At 58.7% G+C, this 19,180-nt stretch carries 21 protein-coding genes, 1 tRNA gene and 1 pseudogene; 15 read left to right on the top strand and 8 right to left on the bottom strand.

Annotated elements, in window-relative coordinates; genetic code table 11:
- Positions 1-73 precede the first annotated feature (73 nt).
- From GKZ67_RS19585 to GKZ67_RS19570, 4 genes are all read left to right on the top strand, one after another.
- Positions 74-1,030, top strand: coding sequence for a hypothetical protein (locus GKZ67_RS19585; protein ID WP_173245863.1), 957 nt, complete (start codon positions 74-76; stop codon positions 1,028-1,030).
- Between the two features lie 76 nt (positions 1,031-1,106).
- Positions 1,107-2,549, top strand: coding sequence for a T9SS type A sorting domain-containing protein (locus GKZ67_RS19580; RefSeq protein WP_173245860.1), 1,443 nt, complete (start codon positions 1,107-1,109; stop codon positions 2,547-2,549).
- A gap of 117 nt (positions 2,550-2,666) precedes the next feature.
- Complete coding sequence (locus tag GKZ67_RS25365; RefSeq protein WP_410505033.1) at positions 2,667-3,080, top strand: DUF4394 domain-containing protein; 414 nt, start codon at positions 2,667-2,669, stop codon at positions 3,078-3,080.
- A gap of 29 nt (positions 3,081-3,109) precedes the next feature.
- Positions 3,110-3,883, top strand: a complete 774-nt coding sequence (locus GKZ67_RS19570; RefSeq protein WP_317172193.1) for a DUF4394 domain-containing protein — start codon at positions 3,110-3,112, stop codon at positions 3,881-3,883.
- A gap of 104 nt (positions 3,884-3,987) precedes the next feature.
- On the opposite strand, the gene proS is transcribed toward GKZ67_RS19570, so the two are convergent.
- Positions 3,988-5,463, bottom strand: a complete 1,476-nt coding sequence (gene proS / locus GKZ67_RS19565) for a proline--tRNA ligase (protein WP_173245851.1) — start codon at positions 5,461-5,463, stop codon at positions 3,988-3,990.
- Positions 5,464-5,724: 261 nt separating this feature from the next.
- Between proS and GKZ67_RS22765 the strand changes: the two genes are divergently transcribed.
- The 5 genes from GKZ67_RS22765 (at position 5,725) to GKZ67_RS19540 (ending at position 8,857) form a co-directional block, all read left to right on the top strand.
- A complete protein-coding gene (locus tag GKZ67_RS22765) occupies positions 5,725-6,537 on the top strand; it encodes a hypothetical protein (protein WP_217278639.1) in 813 nt (270 codons plus the stop codon).
- A gap of 44 nt (positions 6,538-6,581) precedes the next feature.
- Positions 6,582-6,980, top strand: coding sequence for a hypothetical protein (locus GKZ67_RS19555; RefSeq protein WP_173245848.1), 399 nt, complete (start codon positions 6,582-6,584; stop codon positions 6,978-6,980).
- Between the two features lie 98 nt (positions 6,981-7,078).
- Entirely contained in the window at positions 7,079-7,267 is a 189-nt protein-coding gene (locus GKZ67_RS19550; protein ID WP_173245845.1) for a hypothetical protein, read from the top strand.
- Between the two features lie 268 nt (positions 7,268-7,535).
- Complete coding sequence (locus GKZ67_RS19545; protein WP_173245842.1) at positions 7,536-7,910, top strand: hypothetical protein; 375 nt, start codon at positions 7,536-7,538, stop codon at positions 7,908-7,910.
- Entirely contained in the window at positions 7,907-8,857 is a 951-nt protein-coding gene (locus tag GKZ67_RS19540) for an OmpP1/FadL family transporter (RefSeq protein ID WP_173245839.1), read from the top strand. Before GKZ67_RS19545 ends, GKZ67_RS19540 begins: the two co-directional genes overlap by 4 nt.
- On the opposite strand, the gene GKZ67_RS19535 is transcribed toward GKZ67_RS19540, so the two are convergent.
- Together GKZ67_RS19535 and GKZ67_RS19530 are read right to left on the bottom strand one after the other, a co-directional pair.
- Positions 8,764-9,126, bottom strand: a complete 363-nt coding sequence (locus GKZ67_RS19535) for a hypothetical protein (protein ID WP_173245836.1) — start codon at positions 9,124-9,126, stop codon at positions 8,764-8,766. The two genes, GKZ67_RS19540 and GKZ67_RS19535, sit on opposite strands and share 94 nt — an antisense overlap.
- Entirely contained in the window at positions 9,048-9,752 is a 705-nt protein-coding gene (locus GKZ67_RS19530; protein ID WP_173245833.1) for a hypothetical protein, read from the bottom strand. The genes GKZ67_RS19535 and GKZ67_RS19530 overlap by 79 nt, the downstream gene beginning before the upstream one ends.
- 268 nt (positions 9,753-10,020) lie before the next feature.
- On the opposite strand from GKZ67_RS19530, the gene GKZ67_RS19525 reads away from it, so the two are divergent.
- Positions 10,021-10,440 carry a hypothetical protein gene (locus GKZ67_RS19525; protein WP_173245830.1) on the top strand — a complete coding sequence of 140 codons (420 nt, stop codon included), beginning with the start codon at positions 10,021-10,023 and terminating at the stop codon, positions 10,438-10,440.
- A gap of 113 nt (positions 10,441-10,553) precedes the next feature.
- Here GKZ67_RS19525 and GKZ67_RS19520 read toward each other — a convergent pair whose 3' ends face one another.
- The 3 genes from GKZ67_RS19520 to GKZ67_RS19510 all read right to left on the bottom strand — a co-directional run bounded on the left by GKZ67_RS19520 (position 10,554) and on the right by GKZ67_RS19510 (position 12,626).
- Positions 10,554-11,642, bottom strand: a complete 1,089-nt coding sequence (locus GKZ67_RS19520; RefSeq protein WP_410505032.1) for an alkene reductase — start codon at positions 11,640-11,642, stop codon at positions 10,554-10,556.
- Positions 11,643-11,725: 83 nt separating this feature from the next.
- Positions 11,726-12,004 (bottom strand): hypothetical protein, encoded by a 279-nt coding sequence (locus GKZ67_RS19515; protein ID WP_173245827.1) that lies wholly within the window; start codon positions 12,002-12,004, stop codon positions 11,726-11,728.
- A gap of 13 nt (positions 12,005-12,017) precedes the next feature.
- The gene (locus GKZ67_RS19510) at positions 12,018-12,626 is read right to left on the bottom strand and encodes a N5-glutamine methyltransferase family protein (protein ID WP_173245824.1); all 609 of its coding nucleotides are present in this window, start codon (positions 12,624-12,626) and stop codon (positions 12,018-12,020) included.
- A 177-nt stretch (positions 12,627-12,803) separates the two neighbouring features.
- Between GKZ67_RS19510 and ribD the strand changes: the two are divergent.
- Positions 12,804-13,864 (top strand): annotated as a pseudogene (ribD, locus tag GKZ67_RS19505) (bifunctional diaminohydroxyphosphoribosylaminopyrimidine deaminase/5-amino-6-(5-phosphoribosylamino)uracil reductase RibD).
- Positions 13,865-14,018: 154 nt separating this feature from the next.
- Here ribD and GKZ67_RS19500 read toward each other — a convergent pair.
- Positions 14,019-14,849, bottom strand: coding sequence for a TerB family tellurite resistance protein (locus GKZ67_RS19500; RefSeq protein ID WP_173245821.1), 831 nt, complete (start codon positions 14,847-14,849; stop codon positions 14,019-14,021).
- A gap of 262 nt (positions 14,850-15,111) precedes the next feature.
- Here GKZ67_RS19500 and GKZ67_RS19495 point away from each other — a divergent pair.
- The 3 genes from GKZ67_RS19495 (at position 15,112) to GKZ67_RS19485 (ending at position 17,192) form a co-directional block, all read left to right on the top strand.
- Positions 15,112-15,186 (top strand) — tRNA-Val (locus GKZ67_RS19495).
- A gap of 351 nt (positions 15,187-15,537) precedes the next feature.
- Positions 15,538-16,491, top strand: a complete 954-nt coding sequence (locus GKZ67_RS19490; RefSeq protein ID WP_173245818.1) for a hypothetical protein — start codon at positions 15,538-15,540, stop codon at positions 16,489-16,491.
- A gap of 116 nt (positions 16,492-16,607) precedes the next feature.
- Entirely contained in the window at positions 16,608-17,192 is a 585-nt protein-coding gene (locus tag GKZ67_RS19485) for a hypothetical protein (RefSeq protein WP_173245815.1), read from the top strand.
- A 308-nt stretch (positions 17,193-17,500) separates the two neighbouring features.
- Here the strand turns inward: GKZ67_RS19485 and GKZ67_RS19480 are convergent, their stop codons facing one another.
- Positions 17,501-18,043, bottom strand: a complete 543-nt coding sequence (locus GKZ67_RS19480) for a LexA family protein (RefSeq protein WP_173245813.1) — start codon at positions 18,041-18,043, stop codon at positions 17,501-17,503.
- A gap of 289 nt (positions 18,044-18,332) precedes the next feature.
- Here GKZ67_RS19480 and GKZ67_RS19475 point away from each other — a divergent pair, with 289 nt between their 5' ends.
- The gene (locus GKZ67_RS19475) at positions 18,333-19,070 is read left to right on the top strand and encodes a hypothetical protein (RefSeq protein ID WP_173245810.1); all 738 of its coding nucleotides are present in this window, start codon (positions 18,333-18,335) and stop codon (positions 19,068-19,070) included.
- Positions 19,071-19,180: the final 110 nt, after the last annotated feature.

The raw sequence follows: 19,180 nt of genomic DNA, 5'->3' as shown, positions 1-19,180 counted from the left end.
CTTTAACTAGCGTGCTTGAAAAGTAAAGTGTATACACTGCTCGCCTCCTTTTCACATTAATCATCTACTTACTATGAACCGATACCTGGCTTTATTCAATGTAGCTGGCCTGTTATTAATGCTCGGCTGCCGCAAAGATGATATAGTGAACTGCCCAACTAAAGTGCTGCCCACCCCACCGCCAACCAGCAATCTTTCGCTGGCCGAATTTACGCGGCGCAATAGCGTGCCGGTGCAGACTTTTTCGCTACTGCTTGACCGTGCCCAAATACTTACAACCAGTGGCGGTGCCAGCATCAGCTTTCCGGGCCGCAGCTTCAAGGTGTATTATAAAGACTCTCTGGCCCTGGGCAATGGCCAAGTCCGGTTACGCGAAATCTATTCAGTAGCCGATATGCTGCTAACAAATATGCCTACCACCCTGCCACATCAGGGCGATATGCTGGTATCAGGAGGTGAGTTTAACATTCAGGTGCGTAGCAATGGCATTCGCCTACGGCTGCTGGCAGATAGTTCTGTGAAGGTAAAAGCACCGATGCCTACGGGCCAGGACACCACTCGGCAATATGTATGGAAGCAGCTGGCTACCAAGGCACCAAGTGATACTGTGGGCTGGCAACTGGCGAGCCCGCAACGGGTACAAAGCCTACCTGGCCTCTACCGGGCCTTGGTGCCGCTGGATTCCATTAGCTGGTGGAATATCGACCAGATTTGGCACGCTTACCGCGTGGCCAGCTCTGTACCTGTTACGGTCGTTACGCCGCTGAATCCGCTTACCGAAACCCGCGTGTTTTTGCGGCCGGTGGGCTTCAACGGTCTGTTGCGCATGGCCCCCGCCGATGCCACCGGCACTCGCTGGACGCGCAATATTCCTACCGGCGCTGATATGATAGTCGCAGTTCTTCAGTCAGCTGGCGGCCAATTGTACTATGGCACCCAGCGCATCACCATCGGGCCTGGGCTGGTCATAACTCCCACTCTCACAGCTGTGTCAGAACAAGAAGCCGTGCGGCTTATCCGGCAACTATAACTTCAATGTAGTTATTATTTAATATTATAAATAATAATATTTTTTTATTTCAAATCTCATATTCAATCACGTTCCCATGAGAATAACTCCTTTTCTGTACGCCGCTAAGTATTGGGCTTTACTCGCAATGCTTACCCTAGTCACAGGCCCAGCACAGGCCCAATATGCGAGTGTTGATACTTACATTATAGGTGCCACCGTCAGTAATGTAGCCGTAGGCGACTTAAATGGCGATGGCAACCTCGATATTGTCACAACCAGTCGTGGCATTCAGGTACTATTTGGGCAAGCCAACGGCAAATTTGATGCTCCCCGCACCTACGATGCTACCCTAGGTGGCAGAATAGCCTTAGGCGATGTAAATGGCGACGGCCGCCTTGATATTGTAACTTGCCAATATGGTAGTATGGCCGGCGGGATGGTTAGCATATTACTTGGGCAGGGCGGCGACAATTTCAGCTCCACTACTTCCTACCTAATTGGTGCTTTAAACCACCCCGTATGGATAGCGCTGGGCGATGTAAATGGCGACGGGCACCTTGATATCGTAACTGCTAATTATGAAAATGATACGGTTAGCGTATTAGCAGGGCAAGCGGGCGGTGGTTTCGCTACTGCCAGCTATTACGTTGGAGTAAGTGGAGGTAAGCCTTATTGTGTCGCCTTGGGCGATATGAACGGCGATGGGCTTCTCGACATCGTAACAACCAATGAGTTGGCCAATACAGTCAGCGTTCTGCTGGCAAGTGGCGGCTCAGGCTTTGCTCCGGCCAAAATCTACCCTACTGGTGCAGCAAGCAATCCTTACGGAAACGCTCAGCAATTAGCATTAGGCGACGTGAACAAGGATGGTCGCCTGGACATTGTTATAAATAATAGTTATAATGTTAGTGTTTTAATCGGAGAAGCTAATGGAAATTTAGCACCCTTTATTCCCTACTCCATTGGCAATCACAGCAATACTTCGTATGCAGTGCAATTAGGCGATATGAATGGCGATGGGTACCTGGATATCGTAACGAGCAGCGATACCAATGTGGATATCCTGCTGGGCCAAGCCGGGGGAGGTTTTGCAGCCGTTCAAAATTTTTCTCGCGGCAACTTCTTAAGCGATGATTGCGAAACCCTGGCGCTGGGCGACCTGAACGGGGATGGCCAACTCGACATTGTGACAGCCAATGGGATGGGAAACACTATCAGCGTACTGCTGAGTACGAAAGCTGTACTGGCGACTACCCAACCTGGCTCAGCTTTAGTGGAGGCCCAGGCAGTACTCTTCCCAAACCCAGTAGCTGGCAGCACAAACCTGGCTTTCACCCTGGGCAAAGCCGCTCATGTCGAGTTGATTATAACCGACGCCCTTGGTCGCACCATCGATACCATTAAAGCTGGGCTACTGCCGGCTGGCCAGCAAAACATCCGTTGGAATCGGCAGCGCCAGGCAGCGGGTATTTATTTCTTCAGCCTTCGCTTTGATGGCCAGCCGGCCGGCACTCGCAGGGGTGTGCTAGCAGAATAAAAAGTTGACCAAGCGTTGTAAGCCCCTATTTGTAGGGGGCGCACCGGATGCAGTGGCCGTGTAGCCCATTCAGAATTTTTAAGTTTTTAAATTCTATTACCTCCCATTCTTAGCCATATGCTACCACTTTTAGCTCGCTTAACCCGCACTTGCAAAAGCCTCGTAACAGGTATTTTACTTGCGGTCACTTTGGTTATGCCCGCAGCAGCCCAAACTATTTATGGGCTTGAATTCAGCTACGGCACTGCTATAAGTAGTCTGCTGTATTTCACTGCTGCCGACCCAGGCACCATTCGGGCCCGAACGGCTATTACGGGGCTCACCAGTGGCGAACTGCCGGTTGGGCTTGATTTTCGGCCTGCCACTGGCGAACTGTATTGCCTCGGCTACAATTTTACGACGCAAATGGGACAGCTATACGTGCTGAACCTGACTACCGCCGTGGCTACGCCCGTGGGACTGGCAGCGGTTTCTCTTCCCCTGGGCACAGGCAACCCACCATTTAGTACTTTCCACACGCCTCCCCCCTAGGCTTCGATTTCGACCCTGTTACTGACCGCGTGCGCGTGTGCAGCGCTCTTACCCAAGCTAATATTTGTCTGAACCCCGCCACAAGTCGCGTAGTGGCTACCGATGCCACCCTGGCATACGCCGCCACCGACGCTTATGCCGGCACCCTGCCGGGGGTAGGTACCCTTGCCTATACCGGTAGTACTACTAGCATCTTATATGCGATAGATGAGAATAGTAACCACTTGCTTACCCTCGACGCCCCTAGCAATGGTATAGTGCGCTCTTTATCAGCTACCCCTACATTCAGCAACGATTTTCCTTCCAGCCGCAACACAGACCTCGACTTCTACTATGACCCCGTTACCCAGACCAACATCGGCTATTTCACCAAGTCAGCCGCTGACCCAGCCAGTGGCTTTGCCACCTTATCCGTACTAAATCCTGCTACGGGTATAGTCCAAAACACTAACTGGATAGGTCCCAACGGCGGCGATTATGAAGTGCGCGATATTGCGGTGCAACCCGCAGCCACGGCCTTGGCTACGCATCCTGCCACGCTGACTATTGCCCTGACTCTCGCGCCTAACCCATTGACCTCCAATGCTCAGCTCCGCTTCACCCTGCTTCACGCCACCCACGTTGACCTAGTCGTGACCGATGCCTTAGGACGCCTTGCCGGTCGGGTTGATGCAGGCCTGCAGCCCGCAGGCACTCAAGTTATTAGCTGGCACCGCCAAGACCAGGCTGGTGGCGTTTACTTCTTTACTCTGCGCTTTGACGGCCATACAGCCGGCACCGTTAAAGCAGTGCTTATGGAGTAAGCCTTAGCAGTAGCTAACCAATTGTATACCAGAAGGGCCCAAAGCCAAACGGCACCCGCGATGCGCGGGTGCCGTTTGGCTTGTTAAATAAGGTAAAAGCGTTACTAATACGCCCGGGCAAACCACGCCCGGCGCGGGCTGGGCCGGCCGGTCACGATGCACACGCCTTCCTCATCGGGCTCGTTGAGGGGCAGGCAGCGCACGGTGGCCTTGGTTTCTTCCTTGATGCGCTCTTCGGTTTCGGACGTGCCGTCGTAGTGGGCTACTACAAAGCCGCCTTCGCCATCAAGCACGGCCTTAAACTCGTCGTAGGTTTCGACACGGGTGGTGTGCCGGGCGCGATACTGCTGCGCCCTAGAATATATGTTAAGCTGAATATCATTCAGCAGGCGGTCCACACTGTCCACTACGTCGGCCAAAGGCAGCTGGAGCTTTTCTTTCGTGTCGCGGCGGGCGGCTTCTACGGTGCCGGCGTCGAGGTCGCGCGCGCCGATGGCCAGGCGCACGGGTACGCCCTTCATCTCCCACTCGGCAAACTTGAAGCCGGGGCGCTCGGTGTCGCGGCCATCTACTTTTACCGAGATGCCGCGCTGGGCCAGCCCCTGCTGAATGGGCCGGATGCGCTCGAGGAGCGCGTCCAATTCGCCGGTCTTATAAATCGGAATAATAACCACCTGAATTGGGGCCAGCCTGGGCGGCAGCACCAGGCCCTCGTCGTCGGAGTGGGCCATCACGAGCGCGCCCATCAGGCGGGTGCTTACGCCCCAGCTGGTGCCCCACACGTGCTCACGCACGCCCTCCTTGTTGGCAAACTGCACGTCGAAGGCCTTGGCGAAGTTCTGGCCCAGAAAGTGGCTGGTGCCGGCCTGCAGCGCCTTGCCATCCTGCATCAGCGCCTCAATGCAATAGGTGTCTTCGGCGCCGGCAAAGCGCTCGTTGGGCGTTTTTACGCCCTTCACCACGGGCAGGGCCATGTGCTCCTCGGCAAACTCGGCGTACACGTCGAGCATCTGGCGCGTTTCGGCCACGGCTTCGGTGGCGGTGGCGTGGGCGGTGTGGCCCTCCTGCCACAAAAACTCGGCCGTGCGCAGAAACAGCCGCGTGCGCATCTCCCAGCGCACCACGTTGGCCCACTGGTTGATGAGCAGCGGCAGGTCGCGGTAGCTCTGAATCCAGTTTTTATACGTGCTCCAGATAATAGCCTCCGAAGTGGGGCGCACAATCAGCTCTTCTTCGAGCTTGGCGTTGGGGTCGACGCGCAGCTTGCCCGGCCGGTCGGGGTCGGTCTGGAGGCGGTAGTGCGTCACCACGGCGCACTCCTTGGCGAAGCCCTCCGCATTTTTTTCTTCGGCCTCGAATAAGCTCTTGGGTACGAACAGCGGGAAGTAAGCGTTCTCGTGCCCGGTGCGCTTAAACATGTCGTCGAGCTGGCGCTGCATCTTCTCCCAAATGGCGTAGCCATAGGGCTTAATGACCATGCAGCCGCGCACGGCGGAATTTTCGGCCAGGCCGGCGCGCTTCACCAGTTCGTTGTACCAGGCCGAATAATCTTCCTGGCGGGTAGGCAACTTTTTACTCATATGACAGTCTAAAAACCAGTTTTCGGCTCCGGCTACAAGCCAGACGATTCTGGTATAGGTTTTGTGACAGTAACTTTAACTTAAACGGCACCGTTTTGGGGCGAAATTACGTTATAGTAGTGCGCGCCGACGCGAATGTTGTAGCTTTAAGCACTTGTTTTCAGACCAGGCCATCCGGCTGGTCTTCACTTAGCTTCCATTCGCGAGGACTTTATTTTACTAACTCATTCAGCAGCTCGCTGATTTCTCATTTTTTCAGTCATGAAAAACCTGCTCACCGCTACTTTGCCGGCTTTGGCGCTGCTCGCTTTGGGCGGGTGCGCCACGTCCGGGGCGCTGACGAACTCCACCGAGAACGACGGCGTCTATTATTCTTCTAAAGACCGCACGACGCCCGTAAGCTCGTCGAATTCGGTCTATAGTGGCAATGGCACTACGCCGGCTACCGCTACCCAGGCGCCCGCTAATGTAGCCACCACGGAAGATGCCAACCCGGACTACCAGGGCGGCACCCAGCAAAGCGCCAGTACCGCTGGCACTGACTACTATAGCAACAACTACTCGTCGTACAACGCCAGCGGCTTTGGCCAGCCTTATACCGGACCGGGCGTAAGCTCCTACAACTACACGCCGAGCTGGTCGGTGTCGCCCTCGTTCTACGGCTCGCCCTTCGGCTACGGCATGGGGCTGAGCATCGGCTACGGCTCGCCCTTCGGCTACGGGTATTCGCCCTTCGGCTTTGGGGGTTATCCCTACGGCGGGTTCTACGACCCGTTTTACTCGCCGTTTGGCTACGGGATAGGCATGGGCTTTGGGTTTGGTTACGGCTACCCCTTTGGCTATGGCTATCCGTATGGCTACGGCCGGTATGGCTACAGTGACTTCGGCTACGGCTATAGCCGGGCAGCAGTTTACCCAGGTGCCGTGGGTGTCAACTCTGGCTTGGTAGGGCACCGCAGCATGCGGGGCGGCTCGGTCCTGAACGGGGTGGCCCTACCTCTACTACGGTTAACGGTGCTACCGGCGGGGGCGGCTGGCGCAATGCCGGCGTTTACTCCACGGGTGGCGCGGTAGGGCCGGGCACTACGGTTAATGGCGCTACTGGCCAGCCGGCCGGCATGACTATGCCCACGCGCCGCGATGGCGGCGGAGGCGGCAACGTAGTAGGTCAGCCTACCTACTCGACGCCGGGCGCCACGGCCAGCCGGCCGAATGCAGTTGCTCCGCAGGGGCAGAGCACGGCGCGACGCGGCTTTTTCAGCGGCTTCTTTGGGAACAACAGTGCCGCAACGGCGGGCAGCGTTCGGCCGGCTGCAACTCCCAGCACGGGCCAGCCAGCCATGCAGGGCCGCGGCTTTGGTGGTCAGCCGCAATACAATACCGGTGGCCAGCCGAGTCGCAGCTACAGCCAGCCTAGCTACAGCCCCAGCCGCAGCTTCGGTGGTGGCGGGTATGGCGGCGGTGGCGGTCGCAGTTTTGGGGGCGGTGGAGGCGGCGGTCGCCGGGGTGGCCGCTAGGGCCATTCGCTTACTCAGACATAGTATTATATAGTCACAGCTTGATTTATCCGAGCCGGTCCCTCGGACCGGCTCTTTTTTGCCCCAATTTTTTCTGTATGAAGCACGTATTTAGGAGCCTGGCTACGGTGCTGGGCAGTTTTCTGGGTCTAGCCTATTCGGCGCAGGCACAAGGCAGCTACGTAGACGACGCGCTTTTATACTCGCGCCAGGGGCCCGCCGGTACTGCCAGGGTGCTGGGCTGGGAGGGGCCAATGTCTCGCTGGGAAGTGACTTCAGCAACCTGAGCAGCAACCCGGCAGGCCTCGGCTTTTTCACGAAGTCGGAGGTGAGCTTTACACCCGGCGTGGGCTTTGGCAGCGCCAACTCGGCCCCATTGCCAATGCCGCCAACACGGGCAACCTGGCCGCGCTCAACCAGACGGCCAATAGCTTCCACGTAGCCAGCCTGGGCGTAGTATTCGCCAACCGGCGGTCCGACACTGACAATAGCAGTGACTGGCGCGGTGGCTCATTTGCCCTGGGCTTTACCCGGCTGGCCGATTTCAACCAGGCGTTGAGCTACCAGAACCAGACCGACGAGCAGCACTCGTTTATGCAGTATCTGCGCGAGCCGGGTGGCTTTAGCGACTACACGTCGGCGGGCTATCAGAATGCAGTACAGGATATTGCTAACCAGTTTAACAGCGGCAACTACACCGATATAGACGGCCTGGCAGCCGCCGGCTCCCTGACGAGCACCAACACCATCAAAAACCCGGCCGACCCTACTAATCCTTTTTACCAGGTTGTAACGCCCGTGCGCACTGGCCCCGTAACTCAGCGCGAGCAGGTACTCAGCAAAGGCTCCCTTTCGCAGTTCGACCTCGGCTACGGGGCCAACTACCGCGACAAGCTTTACATTGGCGGGGCATCGGCATTGTGTCAATGAACCGTACGCGCACCAGCACCTTCAGTGAGAGCACGAACGGAGGTGAAGACTTCAACTTCGTAGAAACACTGAAAACTACCGGCACGGGCATTAATGCGCGCCTGGGTCTTATTTACCGGGTGGTAGATGCCGTACGCCTCGGAGCCTCGGTACAAACGCCCACGTATATCCACCTCACTGATACATACGGCACTACGCTTACCTCACAGTACTCGCCGCCAAATCAGCCGAACGTATTTTCTACTTCCATCCCAGGCTACGACTACAGCATTACCACGCCCTTCCGGGCCAATGGCGGGGTGACGGTGCTGCTGTCGAAATACGGCTTCCTGACCGGCGATGTGGAGTACCTCAACTACGGCGCCTCGCACTTTAATACCACCGATGGCTCGACCGACCCCTACCTGGATAATAGCAACGCAGTCATTGCCAGCGGCTACCGCAGCGTAGTAAACCTGCGCGTAGGGGCCGAAGGCCGCCTCGATATCTTCCGGGTGCGGGCCGGGTATGCCCGCTATGCCAGCCCCTATGCGGGAACAGCCTCGTACAACCGCGACCAGAATTACTTTACCGGCGGCCTGGGCATTCGCAGCAAAAGTTTCTTTGTGGATGTGGCCGGGGTTTACCTGGCCTACAAAGACCGCTACTCACCCTACACGCTGGTTAGCAATGAGGTAGTGCAGCCTACCCCGGCCCCCGCAACACCGGTCGTACGCGCGGCCCCAGTTATTGCCAGCGACTACAGTCGCTTCACAGTGAGCGTGACGGGGGCCTTACTTTCTAGTCTTTCTTGCCGCCGACCACTAAAAGAGCCCCGACCTAAGCAGGCCGGGGCTCTTTTAGTGGTCGGCGGCTACTGCCCCAGCGCATGCTTGGCTACCCGCACGCGCAGCTGCAAGCCGGCCGTGGTGCCGCTGGGCAGGCTGTATACGTGCAGCAGGCCGTAATAAGGCTTTGCATCAGCAGTGCGAAAGGCATATACCTGGTTGAGTGCCAGGCCCGATACCAACGACAGCGTGCCGCCGGCAAACTGCTGCCGGATGGCAATGGTATCCTGGGTGTTGTCGAAGCCAGTCTTGTCCAGGGCAGTGAGGCGAAAGCGGGTGGCCCGCCGGGCTACGGACCACTTACTCATGCTTAGCTTGAGGGAGGTCTCGTCGGGCGAGGCGAGGCGCTGGCCGTCGGCCAGCAGAATGACATCAATCTGACTCTGCACGGCGGGTTGGGTACGCTGCCCACTACCGAGTAGGCTGGGTACGCAATGCCCGATTTCAGCTCGATAAAACGGCGGGCTCCCGGAGTGTAGGAGGTCGATGGCAGGTTGAGCTGGTAGTCGTGATAAACAGCCGTAGAGTCGCTCCGGCGCACCGACAGCGTAAAGGTGCGCGATGAGGTATTGCCATCTTTATCGGTAGCCGTAAATAGCCAGCGCTCGGTGCCCGAGGTGGTACGCGCCCCGAAAACGGTAGTATACAAGAACTCGGTTGGCGCGCCGGCCGCGGAAGTCAGCGTAGAGTCGAGGTAGGTAATCAGTGAATCTTTGGGCAGGGCGCTGTAGTTGAAACCCAGCACCGTAGAAGGGTAGGCAAAAGGCACCCGGCTTGGCGAATACGCCACCGTAACCTGAAATCTTTTCAGAGTATTGCCGGTGGCAGCCGTGGCGTAGAGGCGCGTGGCCAAGGTATCGCCCGGCACTACCACAGAGCGATTGCCCGATGTAAAGCGATTGGCGCTGATAAAATAGAGCTTGAGCGGGCCGCTGGATTTGGCGCAGCCCACCAGCGCACCACCACTCCCCAGCACCAGCAACAGCCGCCTAAGCAGGCTACGAAAAACTACCATAACAACAAAGGTCGGCAAGCGGGCGCAGTCGTGCCAGCCGCCGGTAGCTGCCCCAACGCTCGGAGGCCGATGCTTATTCCCTGACTGCTGCCAGGCTGGTCAGTTTTTCGGCCCAACCTGCCCTGTTAGTAGTGGCGCGGCCAGCCGTAGCCACCAGGCCGCCGCAGGCGAAAGCCCGGTCGTAATATGCTGCCTGCAACTAGTTTTATTGAAGCTGACCGGCAAGTTCAGCAAGCTATCACCTGGCTTCGGCTACCTTTGGCCCGCAATGGCGCCCGTGTTTTCCCCCACTGTTGTTTTTGAGAATGCTGCCGGCCGGATACTCACCGACCCCGACAAATTTCTGCGCCTGTACTGGAAGCCCAATACCCGCACCCTGGCCGACACCCAGGCCCTGCTGCAGCACCTGACCCGGGCCATGCAGCAATACGGCTGGGGCAAGGTGCTCGGCAATCAGGTTGAGATTCTTCCCTACTCGCCCGAGGAGCAAGCCTGGATTACCACTACCTGGCTGCCGCACGCCGTGCAGCACGCCGGCTACCGCGTGGGTGCCATTCTGGTATCTGCCAATCTGTATGCCCGCCTGGCCACGGCCTACATCACGACCAATGTGCAGGGCCTGGCCATTCGCTTCCGCTCCTTCGATAAGGAAGCCGAGGCCGAAGCCTGGCTCCGGCGCCAGGAATAGCACCGGGCATCAAATATTAAACCTTTCATATATAAACCCCACCTTCCCCACCCAGCTAAGCCAGTTGGGGAAGGTGGGGTTAGTAGACAAACCCCAGCTTTACGAAGCCTGAGTCAGGGCCGGGTAGTCGGTATAGCCCTTGGCGCCGGGCACGTAGAAGGTATCCTTGTCGGCCGGGCGAGGGGCGCGTGCTGCGCAAAGCGCTCCACCAGGTCGGGGTTCGAGATGTAGAGCGTGCCGAAGGCTACGAGGTCGGCGTCGCCATCGGCCAGCACCTTGTTGCCTTTATCCTGGGTCATGCCCGCGTTGATTATTAGCGTTCCACTATATAAGGGGCGGTAGCGCTTGGCGATATGCTGCTCGGCGTACGGAATAGCGCTTACATCGGTAAACGGCTCCGTGAGGTGCAGATACGCCAGACCATAGTCGTTGAGGCGCTTGACGATATAGTCAAACGTTGGGATAGTTTCGGCGTCGAGTGTCATGCCAAACAGGCCGTTGAGCGAGGGGTTGAGGCGAACGCCTACCTGGCCCAGGTCAATACCGGCTACCTTCAGCGCATCGAGCACTTCGAAGAAGAAGCGCGCGCGGTTTTCTATCGTGCCGCCGTACTCGTCAGTGCGGTGGTTGGCAGTGCCGTTGAAAAACTGATGAAACAGGTAGCCGTTGGCCGAGTGAATCTCCATCCCGTCGAAACCCGCCGCCAGCGCATTTTTCGCGGCCTGCACGAAGTCGGCCACGGTTTGCTTGATTTGGGCTACCGTCATGGCCTGGGCTGCCACCGTTTCCTTAAAGCCGGTGGGCGTATATACCTGGCTGTGAGGGTTGAGAGCCGAGGCCGAAAGCGGCAGGCGGCCGTCGAGCAGGTCGGGATGCGAGATGCGCCCCACGTGCCAGAGCTGCACGAATATCTTGCCGCCGTGTGCGTGTACGGCGCTGGTCACCTTCTGCCAGCCCGCCACCTGCTCGGGCGTATAGATGCCGGGCACGTTGATGTAGCCCACGGCGTCGCGACTCACGTAGGTGCCTTCCGACACGATGAGGCCGGCCGAGGCGCGCTGGGTATAATAGTCGACCATCAGGTCGTTGGGCACGTTGCCGGGGTTGTCGGCGCGGCTGCGCGTCATGGGCGCCATCACGACGCGGTTTTTCAAGCTCAGCTTATCGGAGTGGAAAGCCGTCAGGAGCGGTTGCTCAGTCATTGTCGAGGAGAGATAAAAGGTAGAAAAGCTGCCCGTAGGCAAGCGACTACAAACCCTGTAGCTACACGATTTGTTTGCTGCCCCTAGCGCCGCACGGCCCGCACAAAGCGTGGCCGGCCCAGAAAGTCGGCCAGCACGGCCACCTGCTCAAAGGCCGTCGCCGAAAAAAGCGCGGCGGTTTCCGGCCCCAGCCGCTCGTTAATTTCCAGCCAGATACTACCGCCCGGTCGCACCAGTACTGCGGCCAGCCCGGCCAGCCGACGGTAAAAAACCAGTGGGTCGCGGTCGGGCACAAACAAGGCCGTGGCCGGCTCCCAGGCCAGCACGTTTTCGCGCATCAGGGCCCGCTCGCTCTCGCACACGTAGGGGGGTTGCTCACCAGCACATCAAGGCTACCGGGGCCAATGCAGCCGGACTACCATGCAGAATATCAAGCTGCTCGAACTCTACACCGGGGGCGTAGCGGGCGGCATTCTGCCCGGCCACTGCCAGGGCATCGGCCGAGATATCCACGGCCAGCACCTGGGCACCGGGCAGCGCACGGGCCAGCGCGATGGCCAGGCAGCCGCTGCCGGTGCCCACATCGAGCAGGCGCAAGCCCGGCCGGCCGGCATGGGCACGGGCTATCAGCTGCACCAGCTCTTCGGTTTCGGGGCGCGGAATAAGCGTGGCGGGTGTCACGGCCAGCTCCAGGCCCGCGAAGTACGCCGTACCCAGCACGTACTGCACCGGCTCGTGGGCCAGCAGCCGCGCCTGCAGCGCCGGCAGCTGAGCCAGCACCTCGGGCGGCACGGACGCGGCGGCCTGCATGCGGCGCTGCAAGGGCGAATAGCCCAGCAGGTGCTCGGCTACTAGCGCCGCCAGCGCCTGGGCCTCGGGCTCGGGATAAATGGCCCGCAAGGCGGTGGCAAGGCTAGTGGTAAGCTGCTGGGTCGTTGTCATGGCAGCTGCAAAGATGGCGGCCCGGTAGCGAGAGACTGCCAAGCCGCCGACGCTGCTCGTTAGTAGTTGCTCATCGCCAGCTGCTTACTGTGCGCTGGCTAGTTTTCTTTGTTAGTCAGCTTCTTATCTACCCCGAGCCACGAATAACAACCGCCGAATAGCGAACAACAGGCGGCCGGCGAATAGCTTTACGCCAGCAACCCGCGCTGCCCCTGCCCTATGCCTGTGCCCGATGACTCGCTTTTTATGCGCCGCGCCCTCGACCTGGCGGCGCTTGGCCTGGGCTACACGCGCCCCAACCCGATGGTAGGCTGCGTAGTAGTAGGCCCGGATAATACTATTCTGGGCGAAGGCTTTCACCAGCAGTACGGCGGCCCCCATGCCGAGGTAAATGCGCTGGCCAGCGTGGGCGACCAGGCGCTGCTGCGCCAAAGCCGGGTATTTGTGACCCTGGAGCCCTGCGCGCATCACGGCAAAACGCCCCCCTGTGCCGACCTGCTCATCGCCAAAGGCGTACCCGAGGTTATTGTCTGCAACGACGACCCCAACCCCCTGGTGGCCGGCCGGGGCCTCGATAAGCTTCGCGCCGCCGGTGTGCGCGTGAGCACCGGCCTGCTGGCCGAGGCCGGCCGCCAGCTCAATCGGCGCTTCTTTACGTTCCAGGAGAAAAAGCGCCCCTACCTGGTGCTGAAATGGGCCGAGTCGGCCGATGGCTTTTTGGCAGGGCCCCACTTCCAGCAAGTGCAGATAAGCGGCCCCCAGGCCCAGCTGCTGACGCATAAATGGCGCACCGACGAGGCCGCTATTCTGGTGGGCACCCGTACCGCCCTGCACGACAACCCCCACCTGAGCGCCCGCGATTGGCCCGGCCCCCAGCCCACGCGCATTGTACTTGACAAAAACCTGGCGCTGCCCCCACCCACCATGTGCTCGACGGCTCTCAGCCTACCCTCATCTACACGCATCGCACCCGCTCCGGCACGCCCAACCTCGACTACGTAACGCTACCCTTTACCGCTGCCGGCGAGGCGCCCTCGCCCGACCTGCTGCCCGCCGTGCTGGCCGACCTGCACGCCCGTGGTATTCAGTCGGTGCTGGTCGAAGGCGGCCCGACTGTGCTTACGGCCCTGCTCAACAGTAACGTGTGGGACGAAATCCGCATCTTCCGCAGCCCGAAGCGGCTGGAGCGCGGGGTAGCTGCCCCGCGTATGGGCCTACGCGGCTGGCACAGCCGCGAGAAAGTAGGTCCCGATGACTTGTTTACCTACGTAAATAACTAAAGAATAATCATTTGCACTGGGCTGCCTCAAATTACCAGCCACAATCAAGAAGCCACGTAAAATATAGTTTTAAATATATATTTTGTGTGGCTTCTTGATTGTCGTTAGGCCAGTTTAGCGGCCAAACAGGCCGCCGAGCAGCCCACCGAGGCCACTACCCATGATGCCGCCGCCCCCGCGCTGGCGGGCTGCGAGTTTGGCTGCCCGCCCAGGCCGCCCAGCACCGACATAATGGAGCCGAGGCCGCTGCCGCCCATCGAGCCCTGCTGCGGGTATTGGCTGGCCTGGCTGTTGCCGCCGCCAAACAGGCCGCCCAGCATCCCGCCGCCGAGCAGGCCGCCCAACATACCGCCCAGCGAGCCTTGTCCCCCAGGTTGCCCATTGCACCGCCCAGCAGGCCGCCCAGGGTGCCGCTCGGCTGGCCCTGGCTGGTGCCCCCGCCGCCAATTACCCGCGAAATGACCATAGGGGCCACCACGCCGAGCAAGCCAGCCATCAGGGCGTTTTTGGGAATACCTACGCTGCTCAGCTTGTCGCCTAGGCCGCTTAGGAAGCCCTGCTTACTGGGGTCCTGAGGGTCGTGCGGCACACTTGCGGCCTGGTCCACTACGTTTTCGAGGGCCTGCTTCTGGTCAGGATTTACGCCCAGGTAAGCCGCCATTTTGCCCACCATCTCTTCTTCACCGGGCGAGTACGTGCCATCGACGCGGGCAAAGCTGATAAGGTCGGTCACGAGGGAGTAGCGCAGGTCGCTGCTCTTAAGCTGGTCGAGGCTCTGCTGCACCGTCTGGTTATTTGGGTCTTGTGCGGCCTGAAGCACCTGCTGAGCCGAGCCGGCCGATAAGCCGGCCTGCTGGGTCAGATGCTGCAAAAACTCTATTTGGGTTGGGGTTGCCTGGCGGTCGGCCGTGGCCAGCGAAGCAATAGCCGAGAGATAAGCCGTTTTTTCAGGCTCCGAATAGTTTTGAAGCAGCTGCGTTTCCATGAAAGAAAAGAATTTGAGAGGTAAAAGAAGAAAGAAAGCTTCTGCCTATCGGCAGAAGCCCGGCCATGCTAACGGCTACGCGCCCGTAGCGTTGCCGAATACCGACTGCTGGGCCATACCAGTACATTTTTTATTTTTTTATGGCTGATTGCTAATTTTTTACCCCTGCCAGCTAGCCTGACTGCCCACTTTTTTTAGCGCCGGGTTTGGTCAATCCAAAAAAGTCCCCCATCTTTGTACTCCCAAACGGGCACAACCACTCGGGAGATTAGCTCAGCTGGTTCAGAGCATCTGCCTTACAAGCAGAGGGTCACTGGTTCGAACCCAGTATCTCCCACATTGATTAACAGCCACTTAGTAGCAATACTAGGTGGCTGTTTTGCTTTTGGTTTAAACGCTGGTTTAAACAAGTACTTGCGAAGTATAGTCGGGCAGCCTACGCCATGTGTGTCACGCTACATAACGGGCCTTATTTCGTATCTTCGCCTATCAGGGATTTAGTTGCCAGCTTGCCCCGGTGTACGGGTCGGTCTGCCTACGGGTGGGCCGACCCTTTTTATTTTAGGTGTGCCAAAAGTGAGGTGTGCCAAAAATGGCACAGTGGCACAGTGGCACACTTGAACAGGGGTAAGCGGGAGTTTAGCCGTAACTTGTAGGGAGAGGCAACTGCTACCTAAACCCCTACCCAATGGCCGAAATATCGGGCGAAAATCTAGTCCCAGGCATCCACCAAGGCGCGGCTTACGTGCTCGGCAACCATGCCCCTAATGCCTTGGCGCTGTTGGCCCAGGGGCAGCGGGTGCGGGAGTTGGCCGCCCAAAAGACCGCCCACCTCAAACAGCAGCAGGCCGAAAAGATTGGCAAAGACTTGCGCGAGGATTTGCAGTACAAGACCACAACCGGCCAGCCCTTTCAGGAGCGCTTTGACGAAGAAACAAAGGGTCTTATTAACCAGCTAGCCGATAGCTACAAACTGGAAAAGGCTGGCACGCTCGACCGTGTTGAGGGTGCTCGTCAGCGGGCCACCCTGCTCAACAATACGGAGAAGCTGCGCATTCACGGCGTAGAGAAAACCAAGCTGTTGAGCGAGCGCCTGGCTCAGATTCACGCTGACCCCACGCGTGATTACACCAATTACAGCACGGCGCTTGGGCACTCGCTCATTGGCGCTGACGGGAAAAAGGTACTGGCTACCGACTACGACCCAAATGTTGCGTTGCCTGCCCTTGACAATGACCCCACTACCTACAAGGAGGACAAGGTAGTGGCCAAAGCCCTGCACGACGTAGTTCCCAAGATTACACAACGGGTAGCGCAGGCGGGCGGGCTCGGTGGGGTACATAACACCGACCAGGTAAGCGGGCAGCTCATCCGTATGAAGGACGGGAAACCTGTTTACAATGCTGATGGATCCCCGCAGCTCAATTTAGACGGGGGCGCGGCCCAACTACTCGACCAGGGCCCGGTAAAGGTGCTGGCTGATGCGCGGGAGGCCGCTTACAATAAGCAGCGCGAAGAGCGCGAAGCGGCCCGGCTCACGGACCCCAGCCTGCCCGCCCTCCCCAAGATTAGCCGCAACGGGCACCTCTCGATGATGTTTGGCCCCAGGCCGCCTATTCGCAAAGCCACGAGGAAGCCCTAAACCCACGCCCCCCGCAACCTCACGCTGTAAAAGCCAACCCGAACGAGGTACTAGCTACGCCCGCCGTTGGCTCGCAGCTCTCGCACTATGAGCAACCCGGCCAGCAGCCTAACCTAATGGCCCGCACGTTCGGCGCTAAGCCAGGACTGCCCACGCTTGTACCTAACCACTACCCCACCGTAGGGGAATCCTTTGGCAGCGCCCGTCAGCCCTACGCGCAGGTAATGGTAGACAACCACCTGGCCGAAGTAGTAGGGCAGGATGGCAAACCTACCCACATTTCGACGGCCGCTCCTAATGGCAAGGTGCCAATGCAACTCACCAGCCGGGATTACTCGCTGTATGTGAACGGCAAGCGTCTTGGCCGCGAGCAGCCCTATACAACCGACCGCGAAGCTTACCAGGACTTACTGCGCAATATTGCGGAGCTGACTCCGGAGCAAGCCAGGAAGGCCGAACTACGGGCCGAATACCGTGGGGCGGTAGTAGATAAGGTGAAAACGGCCGGGGACGGGGTAAGCGGTAAACCCACTCCTGTCGGTGTTGACTTTAACGGCCGGCCCACTTATGACAACGGCATTACGGAGAAGCGCTACAGCGTCATTGTTCCGGCCAGCCAATACGCCGACCAGCAGCTAGTACGGGCAGCCGGAGGAAGTACAACCCACGCAAGCCCACGGCCGACCAGCAGGCGGCTATAGAGGCCCTGACCCGCAAAGGGGCCGGGTAATTAATCCCTACGCCCAGCCTAGCCCACCGCCAGCAGCCCATAAACCTAAAGCTATCGGGGTAGACTTCGGCACTCACAAGGCCCCGGCTCGCCGTGGTATAGCTACCGGTATAGATTGGGGCAGCAAACGATAGCGGCTCACTAATTATGTCAAAGAGTTGTAAGACGCTCTAACGATGCACTAAAGCCAGTGTTGACCGGCAGGTAGCCGTGTCGCGGTGTGTGAGACGCTCCCGAGATTAGTTAGCTTTGAGCAGTTTCTATCAGGAAGACTGCTAACTAATGACAACTGAAACCCGCACCTTCGTCGGTCAAACCGGCACGATGGCTTTTGATGGCTATGCCGGCTTCCGCCTTGGCCAAAACTACCAGCTCCGCTTTACCGATGTAGCCGGCGGGCAAATAAGTATCGAGTTGGACCACGCCCCAGATGCGCACGTCGTCGCCGTCGTGAATCCGGTAGGGCTTATAGGCGGGGTTAGCCGGCATTAGCCACCAATGGCCCTCATGTAGCTCTAACTTCTTTACCGTGCAGTCGCCGCCCACCACGGCTACTACGACGTGGCCGCTGTCGGCTTCCCGGTGCTTATCCACGGCCAGTAGGTCACCATTATGTATCTCGGTCCCAGCCATACTCTCTCCCGTTACACGCACCAGGTAGGTCGCCTCGGGGTGACGAAAGAGCAGTTTGTTTAAGTCGAACAGCTCATCGACGTAGTCATCGGCCGGGGATGGGAAGCCGGCCGGCACCAGGCAGGAGAAAACGGGCAAAAGCGAGGGCCCAAGAGGCTCGGGCACGGGGATAAGTTCGACGTCGTACATAAGCGCGGGACAGAGGCGTAAAGCGCAAAAGTAAACGGCTACTAACTTAATTAGTCCAGCTATTGGCTAATTGAGTTAGCAAAATGCTATGAGTGTCAGCCTTAAAATCTTTTTAGTGTTCTGTTTAGCAGCAGTGCTAGACGCTGCTGCCTGCTAACCCGACGCGACTTAACCAAAAATGGTACAGTGGCACGCTTGAACAGGTGGGTTTGCCCCCTATGCCGTAACTTGTGGCTACTACTCTACCTCCCCAACCAGTCAGCTTTTACCCACTTTTTCCTGACTGCCCATGCCCTTCGGAGGCTCACTTTTACTCGGTGCTGTAGCCGCTGCCCCTAAACTCTACGCGGCCTACAAGCAGAACCGCGCCGCAGCTAATCTCAAACTTCAGGACACGACCCCGGCCGCGTTCCGCGAAAAGGCCGCCCTCGACCGGCAGGCAGCCGCCAGTGGCGTGATGCCCGGCCAGAACGCGGCCCAAACGCGCCTCGCGGGCGTGCAGGCCGGGGCATTGCAGGCCGCCCGCCTCGGGGCTGCTTCGAGCGGCGACCTGCTGGCAGCCGCCGGAGCCGCCGATGCCCGCCGCCAGGCCGGGGAGCAGCAGCTTAGCACCCAGGCAGCCCAATACGGCATCCAGGCGCAGCACGTCGTGGGGGCTGACCTGACGCAGCAGGCCGCCTACCAGAAGAACGACCTCGATACCTACAACCGCACCAAGGCTGCCCTTACGCAAGGCAGCGCGGAGAACCTGAACAACGCCGTGGAAGGCGCGGCCAGCTACGCCGCCTACGGCATGAACAACGCGGCAGGCCAAGGTGTAGGTGTGGCACAGCAGCAGGCACAAGATGCCGAAATGGGCAGTGAAGAACTTACCCCTCGTGTAATAGGTATTGATACTAACAACCTTCCAGCTGTTGGCGTTCGGGGTTATATCCCTCCCGCCCCGACCTCTCCCCACAGACAGGTAGCACCTACCAGCCCGGTCAGGTTCAGGGGTTACGGCGGCCTCGTTATAGTGTGGGACTAGGCAGCTATACGGGCGGCCGCATTGGATTGTAGTAAATCAGACAGGCTTGTACTAACACCATATTCCAACTAGCTGTAAAAAGCCCTAGCGCGTGCTGCGCTAGGGCTTTT

Origin of the sequence: Hymenobacter sp. BRD67, from assembly GCF_013256425.1 — a bacterium.
Taxonomy (GTDB): Bacteria; Bacteroidota; Bacteroidia; order Cytophagales; family Hymenobacteraceae; genus Hymenobacter.
Note: the sequence above shows the minus strand (reverse complement) of the source record. Positions and strands in the feature narration are given on the sequence as shown.